The sequence below is a fragment of the Planomonospora antibiotica genome (genome assembly GCF_014647955.1).
In the GTDB taxonomy this organism is placed as follows: domain Bacteria; phylum Actinomycetota; class Actinomycetes; order Streptosporangiales; family Streptosporangiaceae; genus Planomonospora; species Planomonospora parontospora.
On the sequence record NZ_BMQE01000019.1, the window covers coordinates 41,002 to 61,340 of the forward strand.

Annotated in this window: 22 protein-coding genes and 1 pseudogene; 10 read left to right on the forward strand and 13 right to left on the reverse strand. The window is 71.7% G+C overall.

The genetic code is table 11. From position 1 onward, the window contains the following. Positions 1-44: 44 nt before the first annotated feature. The gene (locus IEZ06_RS18565; RefSeq protein ID WP_189237967.1) at positions 45-512 is read right to left on the reverse strand and encodes an ATP-binding protein; all 468 of its coding nucleotides are present in this window, start codon (positions 510-512) and stop codon (positions 45-47) included. Then, entirely contained in the window at positions 509-796 is a 288-nt protein-coding gene (locus IEZ06_RS18570) for a hypothetical protein (protein ID WP_189237968.1), read from the reverse strand. The genes IEZ06_RS18565 and IEZ06_RS18570 overlap by 4 nt, the downstream gene beginning before the upstream one ends. 237 nt (positions 797-1,033) lie before the next feature. Here IEZ06_RS18570 and IEZ06_RS18575 point away from each other — a divergent pair, with 237 nt between their 5' ends. Both IEZ06_RS18575 and IEZ06_RS18580 read left to right on the forward strand, forming a co-directional pair. Next, positions 1,034-1,891 carry a helix-turn-helix domain-containing protein gene (locus IEZ06_RS18575; protein WP_189237969.1) on the forward strand — a complete coding sequence of 286 codons (858 nt, stop codon included), beginning with the start codon at positions 1,034-1,036 and terminating at the stop codon, positions 1,889-1,891. Further along, complete coding sequence (locus tag IEZ06_RS18580; RefSeq protein ID WP_189237970.1) at positions 1,884-2,105, forward strand: DUF397 domain-containing protein; 222 nt, start codon at positions 1,884-1,886, stop codon at positions 2,103-2,105. The genes IEZ06_RS18575 and IEZ06_RS18580 overlap by 8 nt, the downstream gene beginning before the upstream one ends. A gap of 62 nt (positions 2,106-2,167) precedes the next feature. Here the strand turns inward: IEZ06_RS18580 and IEZ06_RS18585 are convergent, their stop codons facing one another. Further along, positions 2,168-2,596, reverse strand: coding sequence for a very short patch repair endonuclease (locus IEZ06_RS18585; RefSeq protein WP_189237971.1), 429 nt, complete (start codon positions 2,594-2,596; stop codon positions 2,168-2,170). Between the two features lie 159 nt (positions 2,597-2,755). On the opposite strand from IEZ06_RS18585, the gene IEZ06_RS18590 reads away from it, so the two are divergent. Beyond that, a complete protein-coding gene (locus IEZ06_RS18590; protein ID WP_229798332.1) occupies positions 2,756-2,980 on the forward strand; it encodes a DUF397 domain-containing protein in 225 nt (74 codons plus the stop codon). A gap of 68 nt (positions 2,981-3,048) precedes the next feature. On the opposite strand, the gene IEZ06_RS18595 is transcribed toward IEZ06_RS18590, so the two are convergent. Both IEZ06_RS18595 and IEZ06_RS18600 read right to left on the reverse strand, forming a co-directional pair. Then, positions 3,049-6,135 carry a DEAD/DEAH box helicase gene (locus tag IEZ06_RS18595; RefSeq protein WP_189237972.1) on the reverse strand — a complete coding sequence of 1,029 codons (3,087 nt, stop codon included), beginning with the start codon at positions 6,133-6,135 and terminating at the stop codon, positions 3,049-3,051. A gap of 122 nt (positions 6,136-6,257) precedes the next feature. Next, positions 6,258-6,410, reverse strand: a pseudogene (locus IEZ06_RS18600) (dihydrofolate reductase family protein); the annotation flags it as partial. A gap of 365 nt (positions 6,411-6,775) precedes the next feature. Here IEZ06_RS18600 and IEZ06_RS18605 point away from each other — a divergent pair. Continuing rightward, positions 6,776-7,669 (forward strand): MFS transporter, encoded by an 894-nt coding sequence (locus IEZ06_RS18605; RefSeq protein WP_189237974.1) that lies wholly within the window; start codon positions 6,776-6,778, stop codon positions 7,667-7,669. A 22-nt stretch (positions 7,670-7,691) separates the two neighbouring features. Here the strand turns inward: IEZ06_RS18605 and IEZ06_RS18610 are convergent, their stop codons facing one another. Beyond that, entirely contained in the window at positions 7,692-8,810 is a 1,119-nt protein-coding gene (locus tag IEZ06_RS18610; protein WP_189237975.1) for an FAD-dependent monooxygenase, read from the reverse strand. A gap of 52 nt (positions 8,811-8,862) precedes the next feature. Here IEZ06_RS18610 and IEZ06_RS18615 point away from each other — a divergent pair, with 52 nt between their 5' ends. The 4 genes from IEZ06_RS18615 (at position 8,863) to IEZ06_RS18630 (ending at position 12,377) form a co-directional block, all read left to right on the forward strand. Further along, positions 8,863-9,441: a TetR/AcrR family transcriptional regulator gene (locus IEZ06_RS18615; RefSeq protein WP_189237976.1), complete on the forward strand. Its 579-nt coding sequence runs from the start codon at positions 8,863-8,865 to the stop codon at positions 9,439-9,441. Between the two features lie 735 nt (positions 9,442-10,176). Continuing rightward, complete coding sequence (locus IEZ06_RS18620; protein ID WP_229798359.1) at positions 10,177-10,437, forward strand: helix-turn-helix domain-containing protein; 261 nt, start codon at positions 10,177-10,179, stop codon at positions 10,435-10,437. A 169-nt stretch (positions 10,438-10,606) separates the two neighbouring features. Next, positions 10,607-11,191 (forward strand): hypothetical protein, encoded by a 585-nt coding sequence (locus IEZ06_RS18625; RefSeq protein ID WP_189237978.1) that lies wholly within the window; start codon positions 10,607-10,609, stop codon positions 11,189-11,191. A gap of 115 nt (positions 11,192-11,306) precedes the next feature. Further along, positions 11,307-12,377 carry a winged helix DNA-binding domain-containing protein gene (locus IEZ06_RS18630; protein ID WP_229798334.1) on the forward strand — a complete coding sequence of 357 codons (1,071 nt, stop codon included), beginning with the start codon at positions 11,307-11,309 and terminating at the stop codon, positions 12,375-12,377. A 250-nt stretch (positions 12,378-12,627) separates the two neighbouring features. Here IEZ06_RS18630 and IEZ06_RS18635 read toward each other — a convergent pair whose 3' ends face one another. Then, entirely contained in the window at positions 12,628-13,647 is a 1,020-nt protein-coding gene (locus IEZ06_RS18635; protein ID WP_189237980.1) for a serine hydrolase domain-containing protein, read from the reverse strand. Positions 13,648-13,816: 169 nt separating this feature from the next. On the opposite strand from IEZ06_RS18635, the gene IEZ06_RS18640 reads away from it, so the two are divergent. Next, complete coding sequence (locus tag IEZ06_RS18640; RefSeq protein ID WP_189237981.1) at positions 13,817-14,509, forward strand: class I SAM-dependent methyltransferase; 693 nt, start codon at positions 13,817-13,819, stop codon at positions 14,507-14,509. A 215-nt stretch (positions 14,510-14,724) separates the two neighbouring features. On the opposite strand, the gene IEZ06_RS18645 is transcribed toward IEZ06_RS18640, so the two are convergent. The 3 genes from IEZ06_RS18645 to IEZ06_RS18655 all read right to left on the reverse strand — a co-directional run bounded on the left by IEZ06_RS18645 (position 14,725) and on the right by IEZ06_RS18655 (position 16,740). Further along, entirely contained in the window at positions 14,725-15,039 is a 315-nt protein-coding gene (locus tag IEZ06_RS18645) for a hypothetical protein (RefSeq protein WP_068902220.1), read from the reverse strand. 145 nt (positions 15,040-15,184) lie between these two features. Beyond that, positions 15,185-15,751, reverse strand: coding sequence for a GNAT family N-acetyltransferase (locus IEZ06_RS18650; protein WP_189237982.1), 567 nt, complete (start codon positions 15,749-15,751; stop codon positions 15,185-15,187). Between the two features lie 32 nt (positions 15,752-15,783). Further along, complete coding sequence (locus IEZ06_RS18655) at positions 15,784-16,740, reverse strand: LysR substrate-binding domain-containing protein (RefSeq protein WP_203872010.1); 957 nt, start codon at positions 16,738-16,740, stop codon at positions 15,784-15,786. Positions 16,741-16,818: 78 nt separating this feature from the next. Here IEZ06_RS18655 and IEZ06_RS18660 point away from each other — a divergent pair, with 78 nt between their 5' ends. Beyond that, positions 16,819-17,625, forward strand: a complete 807-nt coding sequence (locus IEZ06_RS18660) for an aspartate/glutamate racemase family protein (protein WP_229798337.1) — start codon at positions 16,819-16,821, stop codon at positions 17,623-17,625. Here IEZ06_RS18660 and IEZ06_RS18665 read toward each other — a convergent pair. The 3 genes from IEZ06_RS18665 to IEZ06_RS18675 all read right to left on the reverse strand — a co-directional run bounded on the left by IEZ06_RS18665 (position 17,606) and on the right by IEZ06_RS18675 (position 20,215). Beyond that, on the reverse strand, positions 17,606-17,974 hold the full coding sequence (locus tag IEZ06_RS18665) for a VOC family protein (RefSeq protein ID WP_189237983.1): 369 nt from the start codon (positions 17,972-17,974) through the stop codon (positions 17,606-17,608). The two genes, IEZ06_RS18660 and IEZ06_RS18665, sit on opposite strands and share 20 nt — an antisense overlap. 50 nt (positions 17,975-18,024) lie before the next feature. Further along, positions 18,025-18,789, reverse strand: a complete 765-nt coding sequence (locus tag IEZ06_RS18670; protein ID WP_189237984.1) for a hypothetical protein — start codon at positions 18,787-18,789, stop codon at positions 18,025-18,027. 451 nt (positions 18,790-19,240) lie between these two features. Then, entirely contained in the window at positions 19,241-20,215 is a 975-nt protein-coding gene (locus tag IEZ06_RS18675; protein WP_189237985.1) for an NAD-dependent epimerase/dehydratase family protein, read from the reverse strand. Positions 20,216-20,339 lie beyond the last annotated feature (124 nt).

A 20,339-nucleotide genomic window follows, 5' to 3' on the forward strand; every position in this document is an offset into this window, starting at 1 on the left:
TGCGGTTTCGGGGGCTGAAGCCTCGGCGAACACGGCGGGCAGCCTCATATCGCTGTCTCCTCGCAGACCTGGAACCAGACCGCGGTGCCGGTCTCCTCGTCGTGGTGGACGCTCCACTTCGCGGCCAGCAGGTCCACCAGGGCCAGGCCGCGCCCGTTCTCGCCGTCGGGGGTCGCGGCGCGGAGGAAGGGCATCGTCGTGGCCGACCCGTCGTCGATCACCTCGACGTGGGCCAGGCCGTCGAGGGCACCGAGGTAGACGGTCACCGTCCCGCCCGGGACGCGGCCGGAGTCGGAGTGCACCACGGAGTTGGTGAAGACCTCGCTGAGCAGGAGCAGCGCGACGTCGAGGGTGTCACCGGAGACCTGACCGGTCAGCAGGTCCCGAGCCCACGCGCGGGCCTCCGCCACGGATGCGGGGACGCCGGGGAACTCCCGGCGCCGGAGCACTTCGAGTACGGCGTGGCGCGCCTGCCGGGGCCCGTTCCGCTGGATCCGCTGCGGCGCGGTCATGCGATCACCTCCGCGACGATTATGTCCGCCGCGTTGTCCGCCTCGGCGCAGACCGAGTCGCCCCGCCGCCAGCACCGCGACCACCAGGGCCGCCAGGTGAACACCCACTCGCGGCCCCGCCGTACGGCGGTGATCCGGGCGCGCGTCTCACCCCCGGACATGACCTCCAGCACCGGCCGGCCGATGGCGGGGAGGACGAGCGCGGTGCCGACCCCGAGGGTCCGGAGATCCCATCCCAGCCGCAGAAGGTGGATGAACTGCGCCTGCGGATTGTGCGTACTCATCGTGTCGAACCTCCGGAGTGGGGCCGTACTGCAGACGTGGTCTGCGCGACGTGGAGCGAAAGGAGGGCCAGCGTGCGCTATGTCCACATTTCTCTAACTTTTAGTGATTACTCGTAGCGCACGGTGACGTCACGGCCATGATGATTTGCTCTGTGCATGATGTCAATGCACTGTGCAGATTCTGTTCGGGTCGTGCATTCGGGCGCGGAGAGTGGACTCCTTCGGCACACTGACCACATGTCACCGACCCACAGCCCCACGGTCCGGCTGAGGCGTCTCGCCCGTGAACTGCGCAGGATGCGTGAAGAGAGCGGGTTGCGCCCCGAGGACGCCGCGGCTCGCCTGGGATGGAGCCGTAGCAAGGTGAGCCGCATCGAGACCGGCCGCACCCGCGCCGGCCTCACCGACGTCGCGAGCATCTGCGACCTGTACGGTGTCGGCTCGTCGGCCCGCGCCGGGCTGCTCCAGCTCGCCAAGGAGGCCCGTCAGCGAGGGTGGTGGACGGCCTACGCGGACGTGTTCACCGGTTCCTACATCGGACTCGAAGACGAGGCGGCGCTGATCCGCCAGTGGGAGGTGCAGCTCGTTCCCGGTCTTCTACAGACCGAGGAGTACGCGCGCACGGTCATCAGGGCCGGGCGGCCGGAACCGCACAACGCCGATGACATCCAGCGTCGTGTCATGGCCCGCATGGCCCGGCGCACGCTGCTCAGCCGACCGGACGCGCCAGAGCTCCACGCGGTGCTGGACGAAGGGGTCGTACGCCGTCCGATCGGCGGCCGGGAGACGATGCGGGAACAGCTGGAGGCGCTGCTGGCCGCCGCCCGGCGACCCAACGTGACGATCCGCATACTGCCGTACAGCGCCGGAGCGCACGCGGGCCTGGAGGGAGCGTTCACCGTCCTGTCCTTCCCCGAGGAGATCGACCCCGACGTCGCCTACGTGGAGGGCACGGCGGGTGACATATACGTCGAGAGCTCGGAGCAGGTGGATCGCTATAGTCTGGCCTTCGCCCGCATCTGCGAGGTGGCTCTGTCCCCGGAGGACTCCGTGGGGCTGATCGCCGAGGCGAAGGAGCGTCTTCCCCGTGACTGATCTGTCGGGCGCCGTCTGGCGCAAGAGCAGCCTGAGCGGCAGCGGCAACAACTGCGTCGAGGTGGCCGACAACCTCCCCGGCCTCGTCGCCCTCCGCGACAGCAAGGACCCCCACGGCCCGGTCCTGACGTTCTCCCCGGACCAGTGGAGAGCGTTCACCGGCGGCGTCAAGAACGGCGAGTTCGACGATGACCGCCTCGTGGAGACCCACTGAGCCGTGTATCAAGGCCCGTCGTCGCCCGGCGATCATGACCGGGACGTGCGAGGCCTTTGCGGTCATGGTCGTCGTGCACGCACCTCTTCGGCGACCCGAACCGCAGCCTTGCCCGGATCGTCGTGCTCCCAGACGCGGATGACCACCCAATCGGCTTCGGCGAGCAACCGATCGGTCTGTGCGTCCCGCTCGCGGTTACGAGTCACCTTCTCGGCCCAGTAGCCCGCGTTGGTCACCGCCTTGGTGTGGTGCTCGGGACATCCGTGCCAGAAACAACCGTCGAGGAAGACTGCTACTTTGGCCTTGGTGAACACCAGGTCGGCCGTACGACGGATCTTCGGAAGCGGTCGGATCGACACCCGGTAACGGAGGCCGAGCGCGTGCACCGCGCGCCGCAGGGCGAGTTCGGGTTTGGTGTCCCGTCCCTTGTTCGCCCGCATGCTCTTGCGCACGCCCTCGCTGGATGCGCCGACAGGTCTCGCCGCAGTCATGGGTCCACCGTACGGAACGTGGGCGGCGTGCTTCATCGGATCATCATGCGGGTGAAGCGACACAACCCACCGAGGAGCGACCACGTCGACAAACCATGCTGGACTGCCTTCTGAACCGTGGGCTCTGGCGGCAGACGAGCAATCGAGAAGGAGCTTGGGATGACAGAGAACCAGCCTGTGGACCTCTCCCGTGCGGTGTGGCGTAAGAGCTCACTGAGTAACGGCAACGGCGGTGCATGCGTCGAGGTCGCCGACAATCTCTCCGGTGTTGTGGCCGTCCGGGACAGCAAGGACCCGCAGGGGCCGGTGCTGGTCTTCTCCACCGTCGACTGGCGCGCCTTCACCGCCGGCATCCGGAATGGTGAATTCGACGGTCTGACCTGATGCCCCGCGGCGAGCACCCGGCCGATCAGCTGTGGCTGGGTACTCACCGATAGACCGGACGGTCCTCCTCACCCCGCGATGGCGGCGCGGCGGAACAGGTCGGCGGGCATCTCCTCGTCGAGCTTCCAGGTGACGGCCATGGGGCGCTCGCCCTGGTGTTCCACATAGCGTGCGGTGCCGTGGAAGACGAACGGTTCGGGATGGCGGTTCTCGTTCTCCGTGCGCTCCCGGGTGAACAGCATGATGTGGCTGCCCTCGCGCTCGTGGTTCTGGTAGCGCAGGCCGGTCGCTGATGTCGCGCTGGTGCGGTTCTGGGACTCCCAGTGGAACAAGGTCGGGGTGAGCGCGAAGTCCCGGTACATGGTCTGCGGTGAGAACTCCTTCTCGTTCTTGTTCAGGGTGACGAGAAGCGCGTCGCAGCGGGTGGCGGGGCTCCAGGCGACGCCTTCACGCATGGTCGACGGCACGGATCCGCCCAGCTTCGCCCAGCCGAGGGCGGCGAGGATCTCGTCGGCCGAATAACGGGCGTTGACCGCCAGAGGGATCCGCTCCAACGACTCGGGAAGCGGCTTGGCCACGTGCCGGGGGCGCTCGACGCCGTAGGTGAGGACCTGCTGGATCTCCTCGCGTAGCGCGGGCTCCGCGCGCAGCCGGGCGAGCGCTTCGTCGTAGGAGCCGAAGCCGCCGCCGTCGCGCCAGAACGAGAAGAACAGCATTCGGGCGAACGCCTGGTCGACCGGTGAGCAGTCGTCGTAGCGCGGACCGTCGGGCCGCAGCAGCCGGACGTACGCCTCGGCTCGGCGGCGGTCGTCCACGTGGAGCAGAGCGCGCACCCGGCGGCCGAGCGTTTCTTCCATGGGAGAGGTGACACCGTCGAGGAGACCGCTCCGGCGCAGCAGCCCGGTCCAATAGTGATTGTTCCGGTAGAGGTCGCCGATGTCGCGTCCGGTCGCTTCGAGATAACCGGAGAGGGAGGACTCCGCGCAGGACCGGATCTCCTGGGTGATCGTGTTGACGGTGACGCTGAGATGGGTCTTGAGCTCGGCGAGCAGGCGGTCCTTGGTGACTCGGTCCAGGACGATCTGGCAGCCCGACGGAAGCAGCGGGAAGTCACCGTCCACCTGCCCCTTCAAGCGCCCGCGGGTGAATCCGGTCAGCGCCTGGAACCGGTTCCCGAACCGGTATTCCTTGCGGTGCTGGCCGACGAAGTCCAGGACGGTCAGCACGTCCTTATCGGGGGTACGGCGCAGCCCGCGGCCGAGCTGCTGGAGGAAGACGGTCGCGCTCTCGGTGGGGCGGAGCAAGAGCAGCGTGTTGACGTCGGGGATGTCCAGACCCTCGTTGAACAGGTCCACCGCGAACAGGAAGGCGATCTCCCCTTCGCGCAGGGCGGTCAGGGCCGCCCTGCGGTCGGCGTCGTCGGTCGTCCCGTCCACCGCCAGGGACTTCAGGCCGGCGTCGGTGAAGAAGTCGGCCATGAAGCGCGCATGCCGTACCGAGACGCAGAAGCCCAGCCCGCGGACCGCGGCCAGGTCGCTGACCTTGTCCAGGAGCGCGTTGAACACCAGCCGGGCACGGGCGGTGTCACCGGTGAGCACGTCGTCGAGCGCGCGACTGTCGTAGGAACCCCGCGACCACTTCACCCCGCTGAGGTCGGTCTCGTCGTTGATCCCGAAGTAGTGGAACGGGCAGAGCAGATCGGCGTCCAACGCGTCCCACAGCCGCAGCTCGGAGGCGATGCGCCGGTCGAAGAACTCGTCCTGGACCCAGGTGCCGTCGGCGCGCTCGGGGGTGGCGGTGAGCCCGAGCAGTTCCTTCGGCTTGAGGTGGTCGATGATCGACCGGTAGGTGCGGGCCGCCGCGTGGTGGAACTCGTCGATGACCACCACGTCGAAGTGATTGGGATCGAAGGTGTCGATGCCGCGGGAGGTGAGCGACTGGACCGAGGCGAACACGTGTCGCCAGTGCCTGGACCGCTCGTCGCCGACGTGCAGCTCACCGAAGTCGGGCACGGCCAGAACCTGCCGGTAGGTCCGCAACGCCTGATTGAGGATCTCCCTGCGGTGCGCGACGAACAGCAGCGAGGGCTGGCGGCCGAGACGCTGCTGCAGGTTGCGGTAGTCGAAGGCGGCCACCACCGTCTTGCCGGTCCCTGTTGCGGCGACCAGCAGATTGCGGTGCCGGTCGTGCACGGTCCGCTCGACGTCGAGGTCCTCCAGCATCTCCCGCTGGTGCGGGAACGGATGCGGGACCAGTGCGGGGATGTCGAAGAGCCGTTCACCGGCCTTCGAACGGGCCAGCGCCTCGTCGAGGCGATCGCCGTCGGTCTCCGGGTCGTACGGTTCGAACTGCGGCCGGTTCCAGTAGGAGTCGAAGGTGCCCTCGAACTTGTCCAGCAACCGGGGTGTGGTCACCGACGACAGGCGGACGTTCCACTCCAGGCCGTCCAGCAGTGCGGCGCGTGAGAGGTTGGAACTGCCGACGTATGCGGTGTCGAACCCGGTACGGCGACGCAGCAGCCAGGCCTTGGCGTGCAGGCGGGTCGAGTTCTGTTCGTAGCTGATCCGGACTTCGGCTCCGAAGTCACGCACCAGTCGGTCCAGCGCACGCCGTTCGGTCGCGCCCATGTAGGTGGTGGTGATGACGCGCAGCGGCACACCCCGGCGACGCAGCTCGGTGAGCGACCGCTCCAGGATGCGCAGCCCGGACCACTTGACGAAGGCGCACAGCAGATCCACCCGGTCGGCGCTGGCCAGCTCGGTCACCAGCTCGTGGGCCAGGTTCGGATCTTCCCGGGCGTTGGTGAGCAGCGCCGCTTCCGACAGCGAGGTCAGCGGGCGGCGAGGCGATTCCGCACCGGGGACGTCCTTGACGACCGACAGCAGTCTCTTCGGGCCGCTCTCCACGGCTTCGGGCTCGGTCAGCTGCTGCAGCAACCGGTTGGCCAGTGCCACCTGCTCGTCGGGGTTCTTGAGCGCGGCCAGTGCCCGAGACGCGGCCTCACCGATGAACCGGCCAAGTAGGTGGGCCACCTCTTCCTTGTCGACTTGGGAGATCTCAACGAGATGACCGGAATCGCTCCAGGAGGCCGCACGTTGGGCGAGCTGGAGCGTGACCAGCGAGTCGTACAGGCCGACAACGGGTGCGCCGTCCACGAATAGGTGCCTCCTGCTCACGTGATTCCAGGAGGAGACCTCCTTGATCGGGAACTAAGGATAACTGTATTGGCGCAATAATCACGAGCAAATGGGAATTGGGTAAAAGTGGCCAAAATGCACTACGAGGGGTCGGGTTGGTAGGAATGCAGGACGTTTCCGGAGCCGAAGGTCCTGGTGTTGAGCAGTTCCAGGTCGATCCGGCCGACCGCGTCCCCGAAGAGCGGGGCGCCGCCTCCGAGCACGACCGGATTCACCGTGATCCGCAGTTCGTCGAGGAGTCCATCCGCGGGACGCTCGCGGTCGGCTTTGAGCTGCCGACGATGGCGATGTCCTCGCCGGGCTCATGCTTGAACCTCGTGAGTTCCCCGGCGACGTCACGCCTGACGAGCCGGGTGCCGATTCACTCGGCCGGTCGAGCGTCCGCGATTTGACGATCTCGCCCGTTGACCAGATGGTGCCGCCGAGGTAGGCGCCGACAACGCCGACGGAGCTCTCGGGAAGGCGCGGATGCCGAAGCCATGTGGCCCGGCGGGCATCATGGACTCCGCGCCGGACAGCCCGTCGGTGCGGAACCCTCTGGCCGGAAGCGCGCCCCCGGCCGGGCGAACGGCGTTCCGGAAGCCGAGGAAGACATTTCGTGACCGACATCGTCCCGCTGCGCAGGAACGTGCGCTTCCAACTGCTGTGGCTCGGCAGCGCGGTCTCCCAGCTGGGATCGGAGCTCACCCGGCTCGCCATGCCGCTGCTGGTGCTGGCGCTCACCGGCTCGCCGGGGCTGGCGGGCGTCGTCGCCGGTGCCCGTACCGTCGCCTTCGTCGCGGTCCAGCTGCCCGCCGGCGTGTGGGTGGACCGGTGGGACCGCCGCCGCACGCTGGTCACCGCTCAGGGGTGCCAGACGGTCGTCTCGGTGCTGCTGGCGGCGCTGATCCTCACCGGCCGGGCGCAGGCCTGGCACTTCGTCGCGCTGGCGGTGCTCGACGGGCTGTGCGCCGCGTTCATCGGACCCGCCCAGGCCACGGCGATCCGCGGGATCGTCCCGCCGGGCCAGCTGCACGCCGCCTACGCGCAGGAGGAGGCCCGCACCCACGCCACCGGGTTGATCGGCCCCCCGCTCGGCGGCCTGCTGTGCCGGGAGGCGGGTGAGGCCGTCGCCTGGCTGTGGCGCCGGAAGGGTCTGCGGGAGGTCACCGCGGCGGTGATGGTCCTCAACCTGCTGGGCGGGGCGTTCCTGATCCCGCTGATCGTGCTCGTCGGCGAGCGCGGCGGCGACGCGTTCGTCACCGGCGCGGTCCTGGCCGGCCTCGGCGTCGGCGGCCTGGTCGGGTCGCTGCTGTCGGGCCGGATCAGCAGGCTCCTGCCGCCCGGCAGGCTGCTGCCGGCCGTCGTGGCGGTCCTCGGCGGGGCGCTGGCGGCGGCGCTGGGCGGCGCGGCGGCGCTCGTCGTGCTGGGCGGGCTGCTCGGCCTGACCGCCGCCGCGGCCGTGCTCAGCCCGGAGCTGCGCGGCTTCACCGGGGAGGAGCCCCGCGGATGAGGGCGGCGCCGCACCGGCCTGGTCAGGCGGTGGTGCTCAGGTAGGTGCTGACGCGGCGGAGCCAGGCGGTGTAGCCCGCGGTGACCAGCCGGTCGGGGAGCAGCCGCATCAGGGCCGGCGGCCGGTACCTGTCGGTCTGCTCGGTGGCCGCCAGGTCGGCGGCCCGGGCGGCGTGGCGGGATCGGATCCGCTCGTAGCGGCGCAGCCGTTCGGTCACCGGGCCGGCGCCGTCCAGCTCGCGGGCCAGCGTCCAGCCGTCCTCCAGGGCCTGGTTCGCGCCCTGGGCCATCGTCGGGGGCATGGAGTGCGCGGCGTCCCCGGCGAGCGTCGCGCGACCGCGGCCCCAGACCTTCGGCACGCGGTGGCGGTGGTGGGTGAAGCGGTCGATCCCGTCGATCGCGGCGAGCACCTCGGGGACGGGCGCGGCCCAGCTCCCGAAGCGTTCGGCCAGGGCCTCGGCGGGGGAGGCGGGCGGCGGCTCGCGGTGGTCGACCCGGTGGTCGAACCACCACAGCAGCAGCCCCTCGCCCGCGGGGATCAGGCCGCAGAGCCCCTCCCGTCCGACGATCATGATGGCCCGGTGGGACGAGACGAGGTCGAACGGGCGCCTGATGAAGCCCTGCCAGGTGACCCACTCGGTGAGCCGGGCGGGATCGGCGCCCCACAGGTGGTCGCGCACCACCGAGGAGCGCCCGTCCGCGCCGACCACGACGTCACCGAGCGCCGTGCTCCCGCCGACGAAGGCGAGCCCGCCCCGCTCGGGGTCCACCCGCGTGCAGGCGGAGCCGAAGCGCAGCGTGCCCTCGGGCAGGCCGTCGGCGAGGCGCTCGACCAGCCGCTGCCGGGGCAGGTGCACGTTCGGCGTGCCGTAGCGGCGGGCCACGGCGGCGATGTCGACGGTGACCAGCGGCCGTCCACCGGACGACCACGACTCCATCGTGTCGATGCGCCGCCCGACGCCGGTCAGGTCGACCCCGAGGTCGCGCAGGATCCCGGTGCTCCCGCTCCAGAGCGTCACCGACCCGCCCACCGTGCGCAGCGCGGGCGCCCGCTCGTGCACCTCGACCTCGTGCCCCGCCCTGACCAGGCCGCGCGCGGCGGCGAGTCCGGCGACGCCCGCACCGGCTACCAGTACTCTCATCACGCCACCTCAATTTTGATACTCAAAGTATCTGATATCGAAAGTATCATATATGTCGACATCTCCGTCCCCCCGAGGCCGCCGGCCGGACCCGGCCGTCGACGCGAAGATCCGCGCCGCCGTACTGGAACTGCTGCTCCAGCGCGGACTGGAGATGACGATGGACGAGGTGGCCGCGCACGCCGGGGTGGGCCGCGCCAGCGTGTTCCGCCGTTACCCGACCAAGCGCGACCTGCTGCTGGACGCGCTGACCCAGGTGCTCGACGTCCAGGTGGCCATCCCCGACACCGGCTCGCTCGCCGGCGACCTGCGGCAGGTGGTCGCCGACACGCTGGCCGTCTGGCGGGACGACCGGCTCGCCGCACTGAGCCGCCAGGTCCTGGGCGAGACCGGCCGCGACCCGGTGGTGGCCGACCTGGTCCGCACGAGCATGCGCGACCGGATGGCCCGGTCCTGGGTGGTCTACGAGCGGGCGATCGAGCGCGGCGAACTCCGCCCCGACGGCGACCTGTGGCTGCTGACCGATCTGTTCGCCGGGCTCGTGGCCTACCGGGGCCTGCTCGGCCTCGACCTCCCCGATCCCGACGAGGTCGTCCGGTCCCTGCTGCACGGCTTCGCGACGACGGGCTGAAGCCGCCGCCGTACGGCATGCGACGGAAAGGAGCCGGGGGCCGCTCCCGGTCGGGATGGGCGGCTCCAGACGGCGTGCCGTCTCGGGGTCCGCCTGCGTGCCGCCGAAAGGCTGCCATGCCCCGTGCGGAAAATCTGTCGTCGCCGCAGTAGACATTCGCCACTGTGGGAGCTATGGTTTCTGACGTAGCAAGGAACGGATCCACCGGGCAGCAGAAGTGGTTATCGGCATTACGACGAACTGCCCGGAGCACGCTGAAGTCGAAGGTTGACGGCAGAAGGTCGGACGTGACGGGCCGGTGCAGTGGTAAGGGGCCCAGAGCGTGGACGCGCTGCCGAAGGTGAAGCCGGACGAGTAATACCGGAAGAGATGAAAGGAGTGTTGACGCCATCGGGATCGCCCGTCGCCGGCTGAGTGTCGCCGCGCGGGTACCGCAGTTCCACGGGATTGGAAGGTGGTCTACGGTCACGCATCCGCGATCCGCGCATCATCGCCGCTCAGTACGGCGGATGCGCACAACGGTGAGCCGGCCGGTAGGCCGGTAGATGGTGTTGAACTCTTCGGGGCCCCGGCGCAACAGGCGCCGGGGCCCCTGTACGCGTGGTGAGAAAGGAACGCATGGATCAACGTCGCTCGGCTGCCGAGGGTGACACGCTCGCTCGCGGCAAGATCACGGATACGGCCGGACCCGCGGCCGAAGACCGGTTCGACGATGAGGACTACCCCGCCTACAGCATGGGCGCGGCCGCCGAGATGCTCGGCGTCACCCCGACGTTCCTGCGGGCTCTGGGCGCCGCCCGCCTGATCGAGCCGAAACGCTCCAGCGGCGGCCACCGCCGCTACTCCCGCTACCAGCTGCGCCTGGCCGCGCGCGCCCGGGAACTCGTCGACCAGGGCACCCCCGTGGAAGCCGCCTGCCGGATCATCGTCTTGGAAGACCAGCTCGCCGAGGCGCTGCGCATCAACGCCGAACGCGAGCGCGCGGCCGGAGACTGACGCCGACGGCCTGGCCTCCGACCGTGTTGACCAGTCCGGTCCGCATCGCCGGCTGGGAAGGGCACCTCGGGCAGCGGCCGGTCGGTCGGACGGTCGGTCGGGCGGTCGGGCGGGCCATCGTCCTCCGCTGACGGCGACAACCTGGATGTTCTGGGCGATAGTAGCTCCCATGAAGGCACCGAAGCGGGCGGCAGCACTCGTTCTGCTCGCGCTGGCCGTGGCGGCCTGCGACGATCCGCCGCCGCGGGATCCGGCCGCTTCACCGGCTCCACCGCCGTCGGCCTCGACGCCCTCGGCGACGTTGACACCCCGGGCGCTCCGGATCCCCCGCATCCCGGCGGGGGGCGGATGCCCCACCACCGCCCCGCGCCGGTGGTCCGGCCCCGGCGTGGCGACGGCGGTTCTCGGCGACGGGCCGGTGTACCCGGTCGCCGACTACTTCAGGGCCGGCACCGTCCTGGAACTGCGCCCCGACGACCGCGGGCCCGACGGCTCCTACGTGAAGAAGGTCCGCTGGATCGGCGCGGGATACAGTGGACCGGTCCTCGTCCGGGCCGCCCGGATCGACGGGGAGGGCACCGCGAGCAGCAGGTTCTCCTACATCGGTGAGCAGCGCCACGGCGGCCACTACGCCGAGCTCGCTTCTCCGACGAGCGATCTGCCGGGGACGACGACGGTCGGCGGGCCCGGTTGCTACGTGCTGCAGGTCGACGGCACGACGTTCACCACGACCGTCGTGTTCCGCGCCGCCTGAGCCTCCGTGCCGCCTGGGCCTCCGTGCCGCCTGGGCCTGCGCGCCGCCTGGGCCTTCGGGAACGGCGTCGATGAGATCATCGGTGAAACGCCGCAACCCTCCCGAAGGCGGACCATTGATCATCTCCCGGCGCGTCCTCAACCGCACCCTCCTCGACCGGCAGTTCCTGCTGGCCCGTACCTCCCGCGCTCCCCTGGACGTGCTCCGGCATCTGGTCGCCGTACAGGGGCAGGAGCCCAACTGGCCGTACGTCGGGCTGTGGACGCGCATCGACGGCTTCCGGCACGAGCAGCTGGAGGCGCTGATCCACGATCGCGCCGTGGTGCGTTCGACGGCGATCCGCAGGACCGTGCACCTGGTGTGCGCCCACGACTTCGCCTGGCTGCGGCCCGCGGTCGAGCCCGTCGTCGGCGCCGCCCTGCGGCACTCCTACTACGCGCAGGAGATCGAGGGGGTCGATCTCGACGAGCTGGCGCGGACCGGCAGGGAGGTGCTCCGCGGCCGGACGCTGACGCGGGGCGAACTCGGCCGGTCGCTCGGCGAGCGGTTCCCCGGACGTCACGCGCGCCGGCTCGCCGACGCGGTGGAGCTCCTGGAGCCGCTCGTCCACGGCCCGTCGGCCGGTGTCTGGGGAGCGTGGCGGAACCGCTCCTCGATCGAGGTGGCCCTCGCGGAGGAGTGGACGGGCGTCCCGATGGCCCCGGAGCGGCGGCTCGAGACGATGGTCGTGCGCTATCTGGCGGCGTTCGGGCCGGCGAGCGTCATGGACGTGCAGGCCTGGGCCGGGGTGACCCGCCTGCGCGAGGTGGTGGAGGGGCTCCGGCCGCGCCTGCGCGTCCACCGGGACGAGGACGGCAGGGAGCTGTTCGACGTGCCGGAGGCGACGCTCGCGGACGCCGACCTGCCGGCCCCGGTACGGTTCCTGCCCGCGTTCGACAACGTCCTGCTCGGGCACCGGGACCGTACACGGGTGATCAGCGAGGAGGACCGCAGGCGCATCGCTCCGGCGGCCTCGGGCGGCGTCCCGGCGTTCCTCGTGGACGGCTTCGTCGGCGGCACGTGGGCGCTGGAGGACGGGGCCGTGCTCGTCTCTCCGTTCCGGCCGCTCGCCGACCCCGGAGCGGTGCTCGCGGAGGCGGAACGCCTGCTGCCCTTCATCGGGGCGCGCACCGCCCGGATCGTGTGAGCTCCTCCGCCATTCCGGTTCGGGGCGTGGGATCGCCGGTGCCGCGCCGCGGGGACGCCGGCGCGGACGTCCCCGATCGCTGCTCGACCGGCCGTCCCGGAGTCCCGGCCGCTGCCCGACCGGCCGTCCCGGAGCCACCCCGGGGTCGGTGGAGCCCGTCAGCGGGGCGGCCGGAGGGCGGTGGAGCTCGTCCGCGGACGGCCGCAGGGTGCCGCGGCCCGTCGGCGGACGGCGGGGGGTGACGGGCCCGTCAGCGGGCGGCCAGCTCGGCGAGCAGGTCCATGCCGACGCGGTCGGGCGACCGCGCGTCGGCGCTGAGCACGACGACCGCGGCCCGGCGCTCGGGGGAGACCGCCAGCAGGGAGCGGTAGCCGCCGGTGCCGCCGTTGTGGAACAGGGTCCGGTGCTCGCCCCGGCCGGGGGGCTGCCGCAGCTCGATCCAGCCGGGGCGGACCGTCGCGCCGCCGGTGATGCGGTGGCCGGTGGAGTGGGTGAGGGCCACGGCCTCGGCGAGCCCGTCCGGCGCGTCGCCGAACTGGGTGCGTGCGAACCGGAGCAGATCGGGCACGGTGGAGTGCAGGCCGCCCGCTCCGGCGAGCGCGGCCAGGTTCCAGCGGGGGCGGGGCCTGCCCAGGCGGGAGTGGCCGGGGGCCAGCCGGGCGGTGCGGCCGGCGTCGAGGACCACTCCGGTGTCGGCCATGCCGAGCGGGCGGCAGATCTCCGCCTGGACGAGCTCGTCGTAGTCGGCGCCGGAGCCCGCACCGCCGCCGGCGCGGCGGGCCAGGGCCAGGCCGAGCAGGCCGGCGCCGAGGTTGGAGTAGCGGAAGCGGCGCCCCGGCGCCGAGCGCAGCCGGGTACGGCCCAGCCCCTCCAGCAGCATCCCGGGCGTGCAGCCGGCGTAGGGGTCGGAGCTGAACAGCCCGCGCGGCAGCAGCCCTCTGGGCAGTTTGGGCAGGCCCGAGGTGTGGCAGGCCAGGTGGACCAGCTCGATCTCCCCGCCGTCGCGGCGCGGTACGGCGGTGCCCTCGGGCAGCAGGTCGCGCAGCGGCTGGTCGAGGGCGACCTCGCCGCGTACGGCCAGCCGGGCCAGGGCCAGGGAGGTGAAGGTCTTGCTGATCGAGCCGATCTCGAACAGGGTGCCCGGGTCGGCGCCGTGCGTCGCGGTCTCCTCGCCGAGGACCGCGCCGACCGCGACGGCCCCGCGTCGCTTGGCGGCGAGCCGTTCGGCGGCCCGGCGCACGAGGTCGCCCAGGGAGGTGGTGGTGTCCATGACGCCAAGACTGGCCGACGCAGGTCCGCCGTGTCATTGAGGTTGACCGCAGTATGCGGGCCGTCGCCCGAGACGGTCGAGTACACCGGCCGCCGCTGGGCAGGGGAGCACCGTAAGGGCGGTGGCGCGGGCCGCCGCCTCTCCACCCGACTGCCGAGGGACATGCCGTATGACGTTCACCACGCCCCCTTCTCCGGCCGCCCGACATCTCACGCCGGTCCCGTCCACCGGTGAGGAGGAGCGCCGCGCGACGCGTGCCGGCGACGTGCGGGCGTTCATGGGCGCCGCCGTGCAGCGGCCCTCCACCATCGGGGCCATGGCGCCCACCGGCGCGCGCGTGGCCCGCCTGCTGGCCACGATCACGCCCAGCACGCGCGAGGCCGTCGTGGTCGAGCTCGGCGCCGGAACGGGTCCGGTCAGCGACGCCGTCCAGGACCGGCTCCGGCCCGGGAGCCGCCATCTCGCCGTCGAGCTCGACCGGGACCTGGCCGAGCACCTGCGGGCCACCCGGCCCGGGATCGACGTCGTCCAGGGCGACGCGGCCGACCTGCGGAGGCTGCTCGACGCGGCGGGCGTCGGCGCCGGGGAGGTGGACGCGGTGGTCAGCGCGCTGCCGTGGACCCTGTTCGACGGGTCCCAGCAGGAGCGGATCCTGGACCAGATCTGCGCCGTGATACGGCCGGAGGCGGCGTTCGCCACCATCTCCGCGCATCCGTCGAGCCTCTTCCCGGCCGCCAGGGAGTTCCGTCAGCGCCTGCACGAGCGGTTCGACGAGATCGTCGTGAGCCGTACGGTGTGGCGGAACGTGCCGCCCGCCCGCGTGCTGGTCTGCCGCCGCCCCCGGCTCCGGATCCTGCCCTGAGGGCGCGGGGCGGTCTCCGCCCCGGCTCCGGGTCCTGCCAGGGCGCGGGGCGGTCTCTGTCCCGGAGGGGCGTGTGACATGCCGCCCTGAGGGACGCGGGCGGCCTGTCCCGGGAGGGCTCCTCCCCGGGTGGAACGATCCTCCCGAGCCGGGCGGGACGATCCTCCCGAGCCGGGCGGGACGATCCTCCCGAGCCGGGCGGGACGGCCGGTGGATCAGGCGGGTCCCCGGTCCGGCTCCGGACCCGGGAGGGCGAGCCTGCGGAGGCGGTCCTCCGCGCCCAGGATCCGCAGCGCCCGGACGAGGGGCTCGCGGTGGATCTCCTTCTCCGCCCTGTCGTACATCAGCGTGAGCGCATCACGCAGCTTGGCGGCCTCCGCCGCCAGCGCCTGCGCGGCGGTGACCCCCGCATAGGTGTACTCGGCGGAGGCCGGGTTGATCCGGCCCAGGAGTTCGAGGATCCGCAGGTAGTGATCGAGGAAGTCCTGCTCGGCCCGGGTCAGGGCCGGAAGCGGGCGATCGGGCTGCATCGGTGGCCACTCCTGAGCTCGGTTGCGGGGCCTCGAACCTTCGGGCCGCCTCGAACCTTCGGGCCGCCTCGAACCTTCGAACCGTCCTGAACCTTCAACCTACTGAGCGGTCGGCACCGCCGCGGTCCGGCGGAGCCCGCCGCCGTCACTCGGAGCCGCGGTCGTGGCACCAGGTGAGCAGGGAGACGGTGCCGTCGCCGCGGTCCCGGACGACGGGCTCGTCGCCGGTGAGGCGGAAGCCCGCGGCCCGCGCGACCGCAGCGCTGGCCTCGTTGTCCGGGGCGATGCGCAGCAGCACGCGGTCCATCGCCAGGGTGCCGTAGGCGTAGCCGGTCATCAGCCGGACGGCCCGGGTCGCCAGGCCCCGCCGCCGGTGCGCGGCGCCGATCGCGTAGCCGAGCTCCGCGTCGCGCTCGTCCGGGGAGGCGCGGAAGAGCAGCACCTCGCCCAGCGGGGCCCCGCCGTCCTCGGTGACCGCCAGCTGGAGGCGGAGCCCGGCGGCGCGGCCCTCCCGGGCGCGCGCGAGGTAGGCCCGCGCGGTCTCCAGGGTGAACGGCGAGCGGAGCGGGGTCCAGCGGTCCACCTGCGGCTCGTCGAAGAGCGCGGCCATCGCCGGCAGGTCCTCGTCGACCCAGTCGCGCAGGTGCAGGCCGAGTCCCGACACGGTGACAGAAGGGGCGAACGCGGCACGGGGGAGATCGGAGGTCGTCATCTGCCTCATTCTGACGGCACGAGTACGGCATGTCATGACGAATTGCACCGTCGAGCCGCCGCCCCGTCGACGGGGACCGGCCCGGCGCGGAGCGTGTCGCGCAGGGCCCGTACGGCGGCGCGGACCGCCGGGATCTGGTCGGCCTCGCGGGGATGCACCAGGTGCAGGGTCCGGGGGAGCAGTCCGGCGGCCGGGCGGACGGCGACGCCGGGGGCGGTGAAGGCCTCCAGGGCGAGCCGGGGCAGCAGCCCGATGCCCAGGCCGCGGGCGATCAGCGCCTGGGTGACCACGTAGTCGTCGGTGCCGTGCCGTACGTCGGGGGTGAACCCGGCCTCCCGGCAGGTCCGCAGCAGGCTCGCCGCGCACCGCTCGCAGCCCGCGATCCACTTCTCCGCCGCCAGCTCCCGCAGGTCCACCGGCCCGTCGCCGCCCGCGGCGCACGGGTGGGAGCGCGGCAGGACCAGCAGGACCGGGTCCTCGCCGACGGCCGTCCGCACCAGGCCGGGCTGCTCGTCCGGCTCCTGCCCGGCGTGCGCGAACGTCACGGCCAGGTCGGCCTCCCCGGCGGCGAGCAGGGCGAGCGCCTCGGGGGGCTCGGCCTCGCGGAGCCGTACGTCCACCCCGGGGTGGCGGCGGCCCAGCAGGCTCATCGCGGCCGGGACGACCGTGGCGCTCGCCGAGGGGAAGGCGGCCAGCCGTACGGTGCCCTCCCGCAGCTGGACCAGGGCGGCGAGGTCGTCGGCGGCGGCGTGCAGCCGGACGGCGATGGCGTCGGCGTGGCGGAGCAGCACCTCGCCCGCCTCGGTGAGCCGCACGCCGCGCGGGCGGCGCAGCACCAGGGCGGTCCCGGCCTGCCGCTCCAGGTGGCGCAGGTGCTGGCTGACGGCGGGCTGGGTCCAGCCGAGGGTACGGGCCGCGCCCGCGACGGACCCGGCGCGGGCGATCTCCCGGAAGACGAGGAGGCGGTGGACGTCCATTCCCTGGGCCATACGTATAAGTATTCCTTTGGGGTCGGCCAACGAGGACACGTCTACCTATGAGGTCGCGCGCCGGTCAGGATGGCGTGCATGACGGAGACCATGAGAACGATCGGCCTGATCGGCGGCATGAGCTGGGAGTCCTCGGCGGAGTACTACCGCCTGCTCAACGAGGAGGTCCGCCGCCGCCTGGGCGGCCACCACTGCGCCCGGAGCCTGCTGCTGACGGTGGACTTCGCCGAGGTCGAGGCGATGCAGCGGGCGGGCGACTGGGAGGCGGCCGGGCGGCTGCTCGCCGGAGCGGCCGCGACCCTGCAGGACGGCGGGGCCGAGCTGGTCCTGCTCTGCACCAACACCATGCACCGGGTCGCGGCGGAGGTGGAGGCCGCGCTCACCGTGCCGTTCGTGCACCTCGTCGACGCGACGGCCGAGCGGATCACCGCCGCCGGGCTCACCACCGTGGGACTGCTCGGCACCCGGTTCACCATGGAGATGGCGTTCTACCGCGACCGGATGCGCGGGCACGGGATCGAGGTCCTGGTCCCGGACGAGCCCGGCCGCACGCTGGTGCACGACGTCATCTATGAGGAGCTCACCCGGGGGCGGGTGGAGGACGCCTCCCGCGACGCCTACCGGCGGGTCATCGCGGACCTGGCCGCCCGCGGGGCCGAGGGGGTGATCCTCGGCTGCACCGAGATCACCCTGCTCGTCGGCCGCCGGGACAGCCCGGTGCCGGTGTTCGACTCCACCCGCATCCACGTCGAGCGCGCCGTGGACCTGGCCCTGGCCGCGCCGGTCCCGGAGGCGCAGGACCGGAGAGGCGGCACCGGTCGGGGACCGCAGGGTGGGGATCAGCGGTCGGGACCGGCGGGCGGGGTCAGTGGGTGGGGTCGATGACGCAGAAGCGGTTGCCCTCGGGGTCGGCGAGGACGACGAAGTCGGGGTCCTCGGGGTAGAGGTCCCAGTCGACCCGCTCGGCTCCCAGGGAGACCAGCCGCTCGACCTCGGCGGCCTGGTCGGCGGTGTCGCGGGCGTAGAGGTCGAGGTGCACGCGCGGGTGCTCCTGCGCGGGCGTCGCGCTGACGTCGAGCGCCACCGCGACCCCGTGGCCGCCGGCCGGGACGAGCACCGTCCAGTCGTCGCGCGCCTCGCCCTCGCGGGGCACGTAGCCCAGCGCCCGGGTCCAGAACTCCACCGCGCGCCGCATGTCGCCGACGCCCATCACGACCGTACGGATCTCCAGCATGCCGCCGATTCTGGCAGAACCGTCCAGGGCTGTGCGGTCCTGCGGGGCGGTCAACGTCTGCGTACCGTCTCGGGCGGACGGATGGAGTAGTCGCACTCGCTGAGGTAGAGCACCGCTGTTTCCGTGTCGTTGCGGATCGCCGCTCGGAGCTGGCTCTGCATGAACTTCTTGCGACCCGGCTTCAGGACGTCTCGCCAGGTGTCGTTGTGGGGGACGGCCAGGCCTTCACTGACCAGGAACTCGATGACGTCTTCAAGGATCCAGCGGAACCTTCTGTGACCCGCCGGAAGGTGCAGGCGGTGAAGACCGCGATCCGTGAAGCGGTCGCCCCAGGTGGCCAGGGCGCTGGACTCGCCGTACACCTGGACATGCGCCTCGGGGTAACCGTCGGATTTATCGCGTTCGTAGTCGAAATGGCACAGGGGAGTGCGTGTCTCGTCGGCGGCGTAGACGCCGACGAAAGCGTTCACGACCATGAGGTATTTGCCCGCATCGTCGATGCCGCAGAGATATTCGACCTTGAGCCATCCGGTGGGCTTGCCGCGCGCGCAGATCGGCACGAGCTCGCCGCGGAGGGAGGCCGCGGTCAGCCGGTTGCCGATGGCGATGATATTCGGGTCAGTGATGTCCCGCTGCGCGTTGATGCTCGCGTTGTTACAGATGGTGGCGTTCAGGACGTGCTGGATGTCCGAGGCGAAGTCACGCGCCAGACTGAAGATCTTCCTGAGGTCGGACCGGCTTGATGCGGAGCCAGAGACTGCGGGCGTCGGGTGAGGAGAAGTCCCGCCTCCGGGCCTGCTCGGCAAGCTGCTCATAGCTGAGCCCCAGCTCGTCGAGTGCCTGCCGGCGTGCCCGGACGTACTCCTCGTGAGTCAGGTCGATGATCACGAAGTCGTCTTCCCGGTCCTCCGTGTGCAGGACTGCCATGATGACCTCCTCCGGGTTTCCCGATGCGGTGTTCGATGCGCTCGCTTCTCGTCAAGATAACCTCGGTGTCCGACGGTTAACAGTGAAACGCTGGGTTACTCCTTGCTCGCTCAGCGCTATTATCCTCGGATCTACCGTCGTATGAACATAAGACGAGACATCGGTCCGATCAGTTGACGCTCCCCGGCGACGATCGGGCCAGAGCCTTCGGGCGGCGGACCTGCCGAACACTCGGCCTCGCGTGTCCCGGCTGAGCGACGGGCCCTCCGGGAATCCGCCCGAGGCGTGGAGCCACCGGGCGGATTCCCGGTCCCGGTCCCGGTCCCGGTCCCGGTTCGGCTACCGGGCGTGCCAGGCGGCGAGGATCTCGGCCTCGCGGGCCGGGGCGACGGTGGTCTCCACGGAGAAGTCCGCCTCGGAGCCGCGGATCTCCCGCACCGACTGCCGGAAGGGGCGCGGGTCCAGGCCGGCGGCACGGGCGGCGGACGGGTCGGCGGTGTTGATCGAGGTGTCCTCTCCCTCGCCCCAGAGCGGGAGCGAGCGGCCGTCCTGACCGGCGGCGTGCAGGAAGTCCGTGTCCACCCAGGTCAGCGTGGTGCCGGGCGGGGCGACCTCGGCCGCGATCCCCTCAAGCATGTCGCCGAAGGTGAACGGCGGGGGCGGGCTGACCGCGTGGAAGGTGCCGCCGTCGCCGCGCCCGGCCATGGCGACGATCCAGGCGGCCATGTCGCGCCCGTCGATCACCTGGATGGGAGCCGACGGGTCACCGGGGGCCAGGACCTCGCCGCCGCGGGCGAGGCGGTTGACCCAGTAGGTGAAGCGGCCGGTGTAGTCGTACGGGCCGATCACGTAGGTGGGGCGGACGACGAGCGTGCCGGGGCCGAACCGCCCGCTCGCGGTCCGCTCGCACAGGACCTTCAGCGGGCCGTACGTCTCGCCCGTCACGGTGTCCGGGACCGGGCCGTCGCCGTCGAGCTCGGCGAGCGGGGAGTCCTCGGTGAAGCCCGGCTTCTGGTCGCGGGCGTAGACGGCCGTGGTGGAGACGAAGACGTACCGGCCGGTGGAGACGGAGCCGGCCAGGGCCTCGATCTGGGACGGCAGGTAGGCGCTGACGTCGATCGTCGCGTCCCACTCGCGGCCGTCCAGGACGGCGAGGCCGGTGTCGCGGTCGGCGAGCAGGTGCTCCGCCTCGGGGAAGAGGCCGGGGCCGGTCCGGCCGCGGTGCAGGAGGGAGACGTCGTGCCCGGCCGCCAGCGCGGCCTCGGTGATGTGCCGGCCGACGAACCGGGTGCCGCCGATGATCAGAATGCGCATGTAAGGCATCCTTCCGTTCAGAGAATCTCAGTGGCTCTCTTTCCCTGTTCCTGCTTCACCGACCGGTGCCGCCGGTCACCCGACGGTCTCACCCGGTCTCCACAGGCGTTTCACGTCTCCTCAA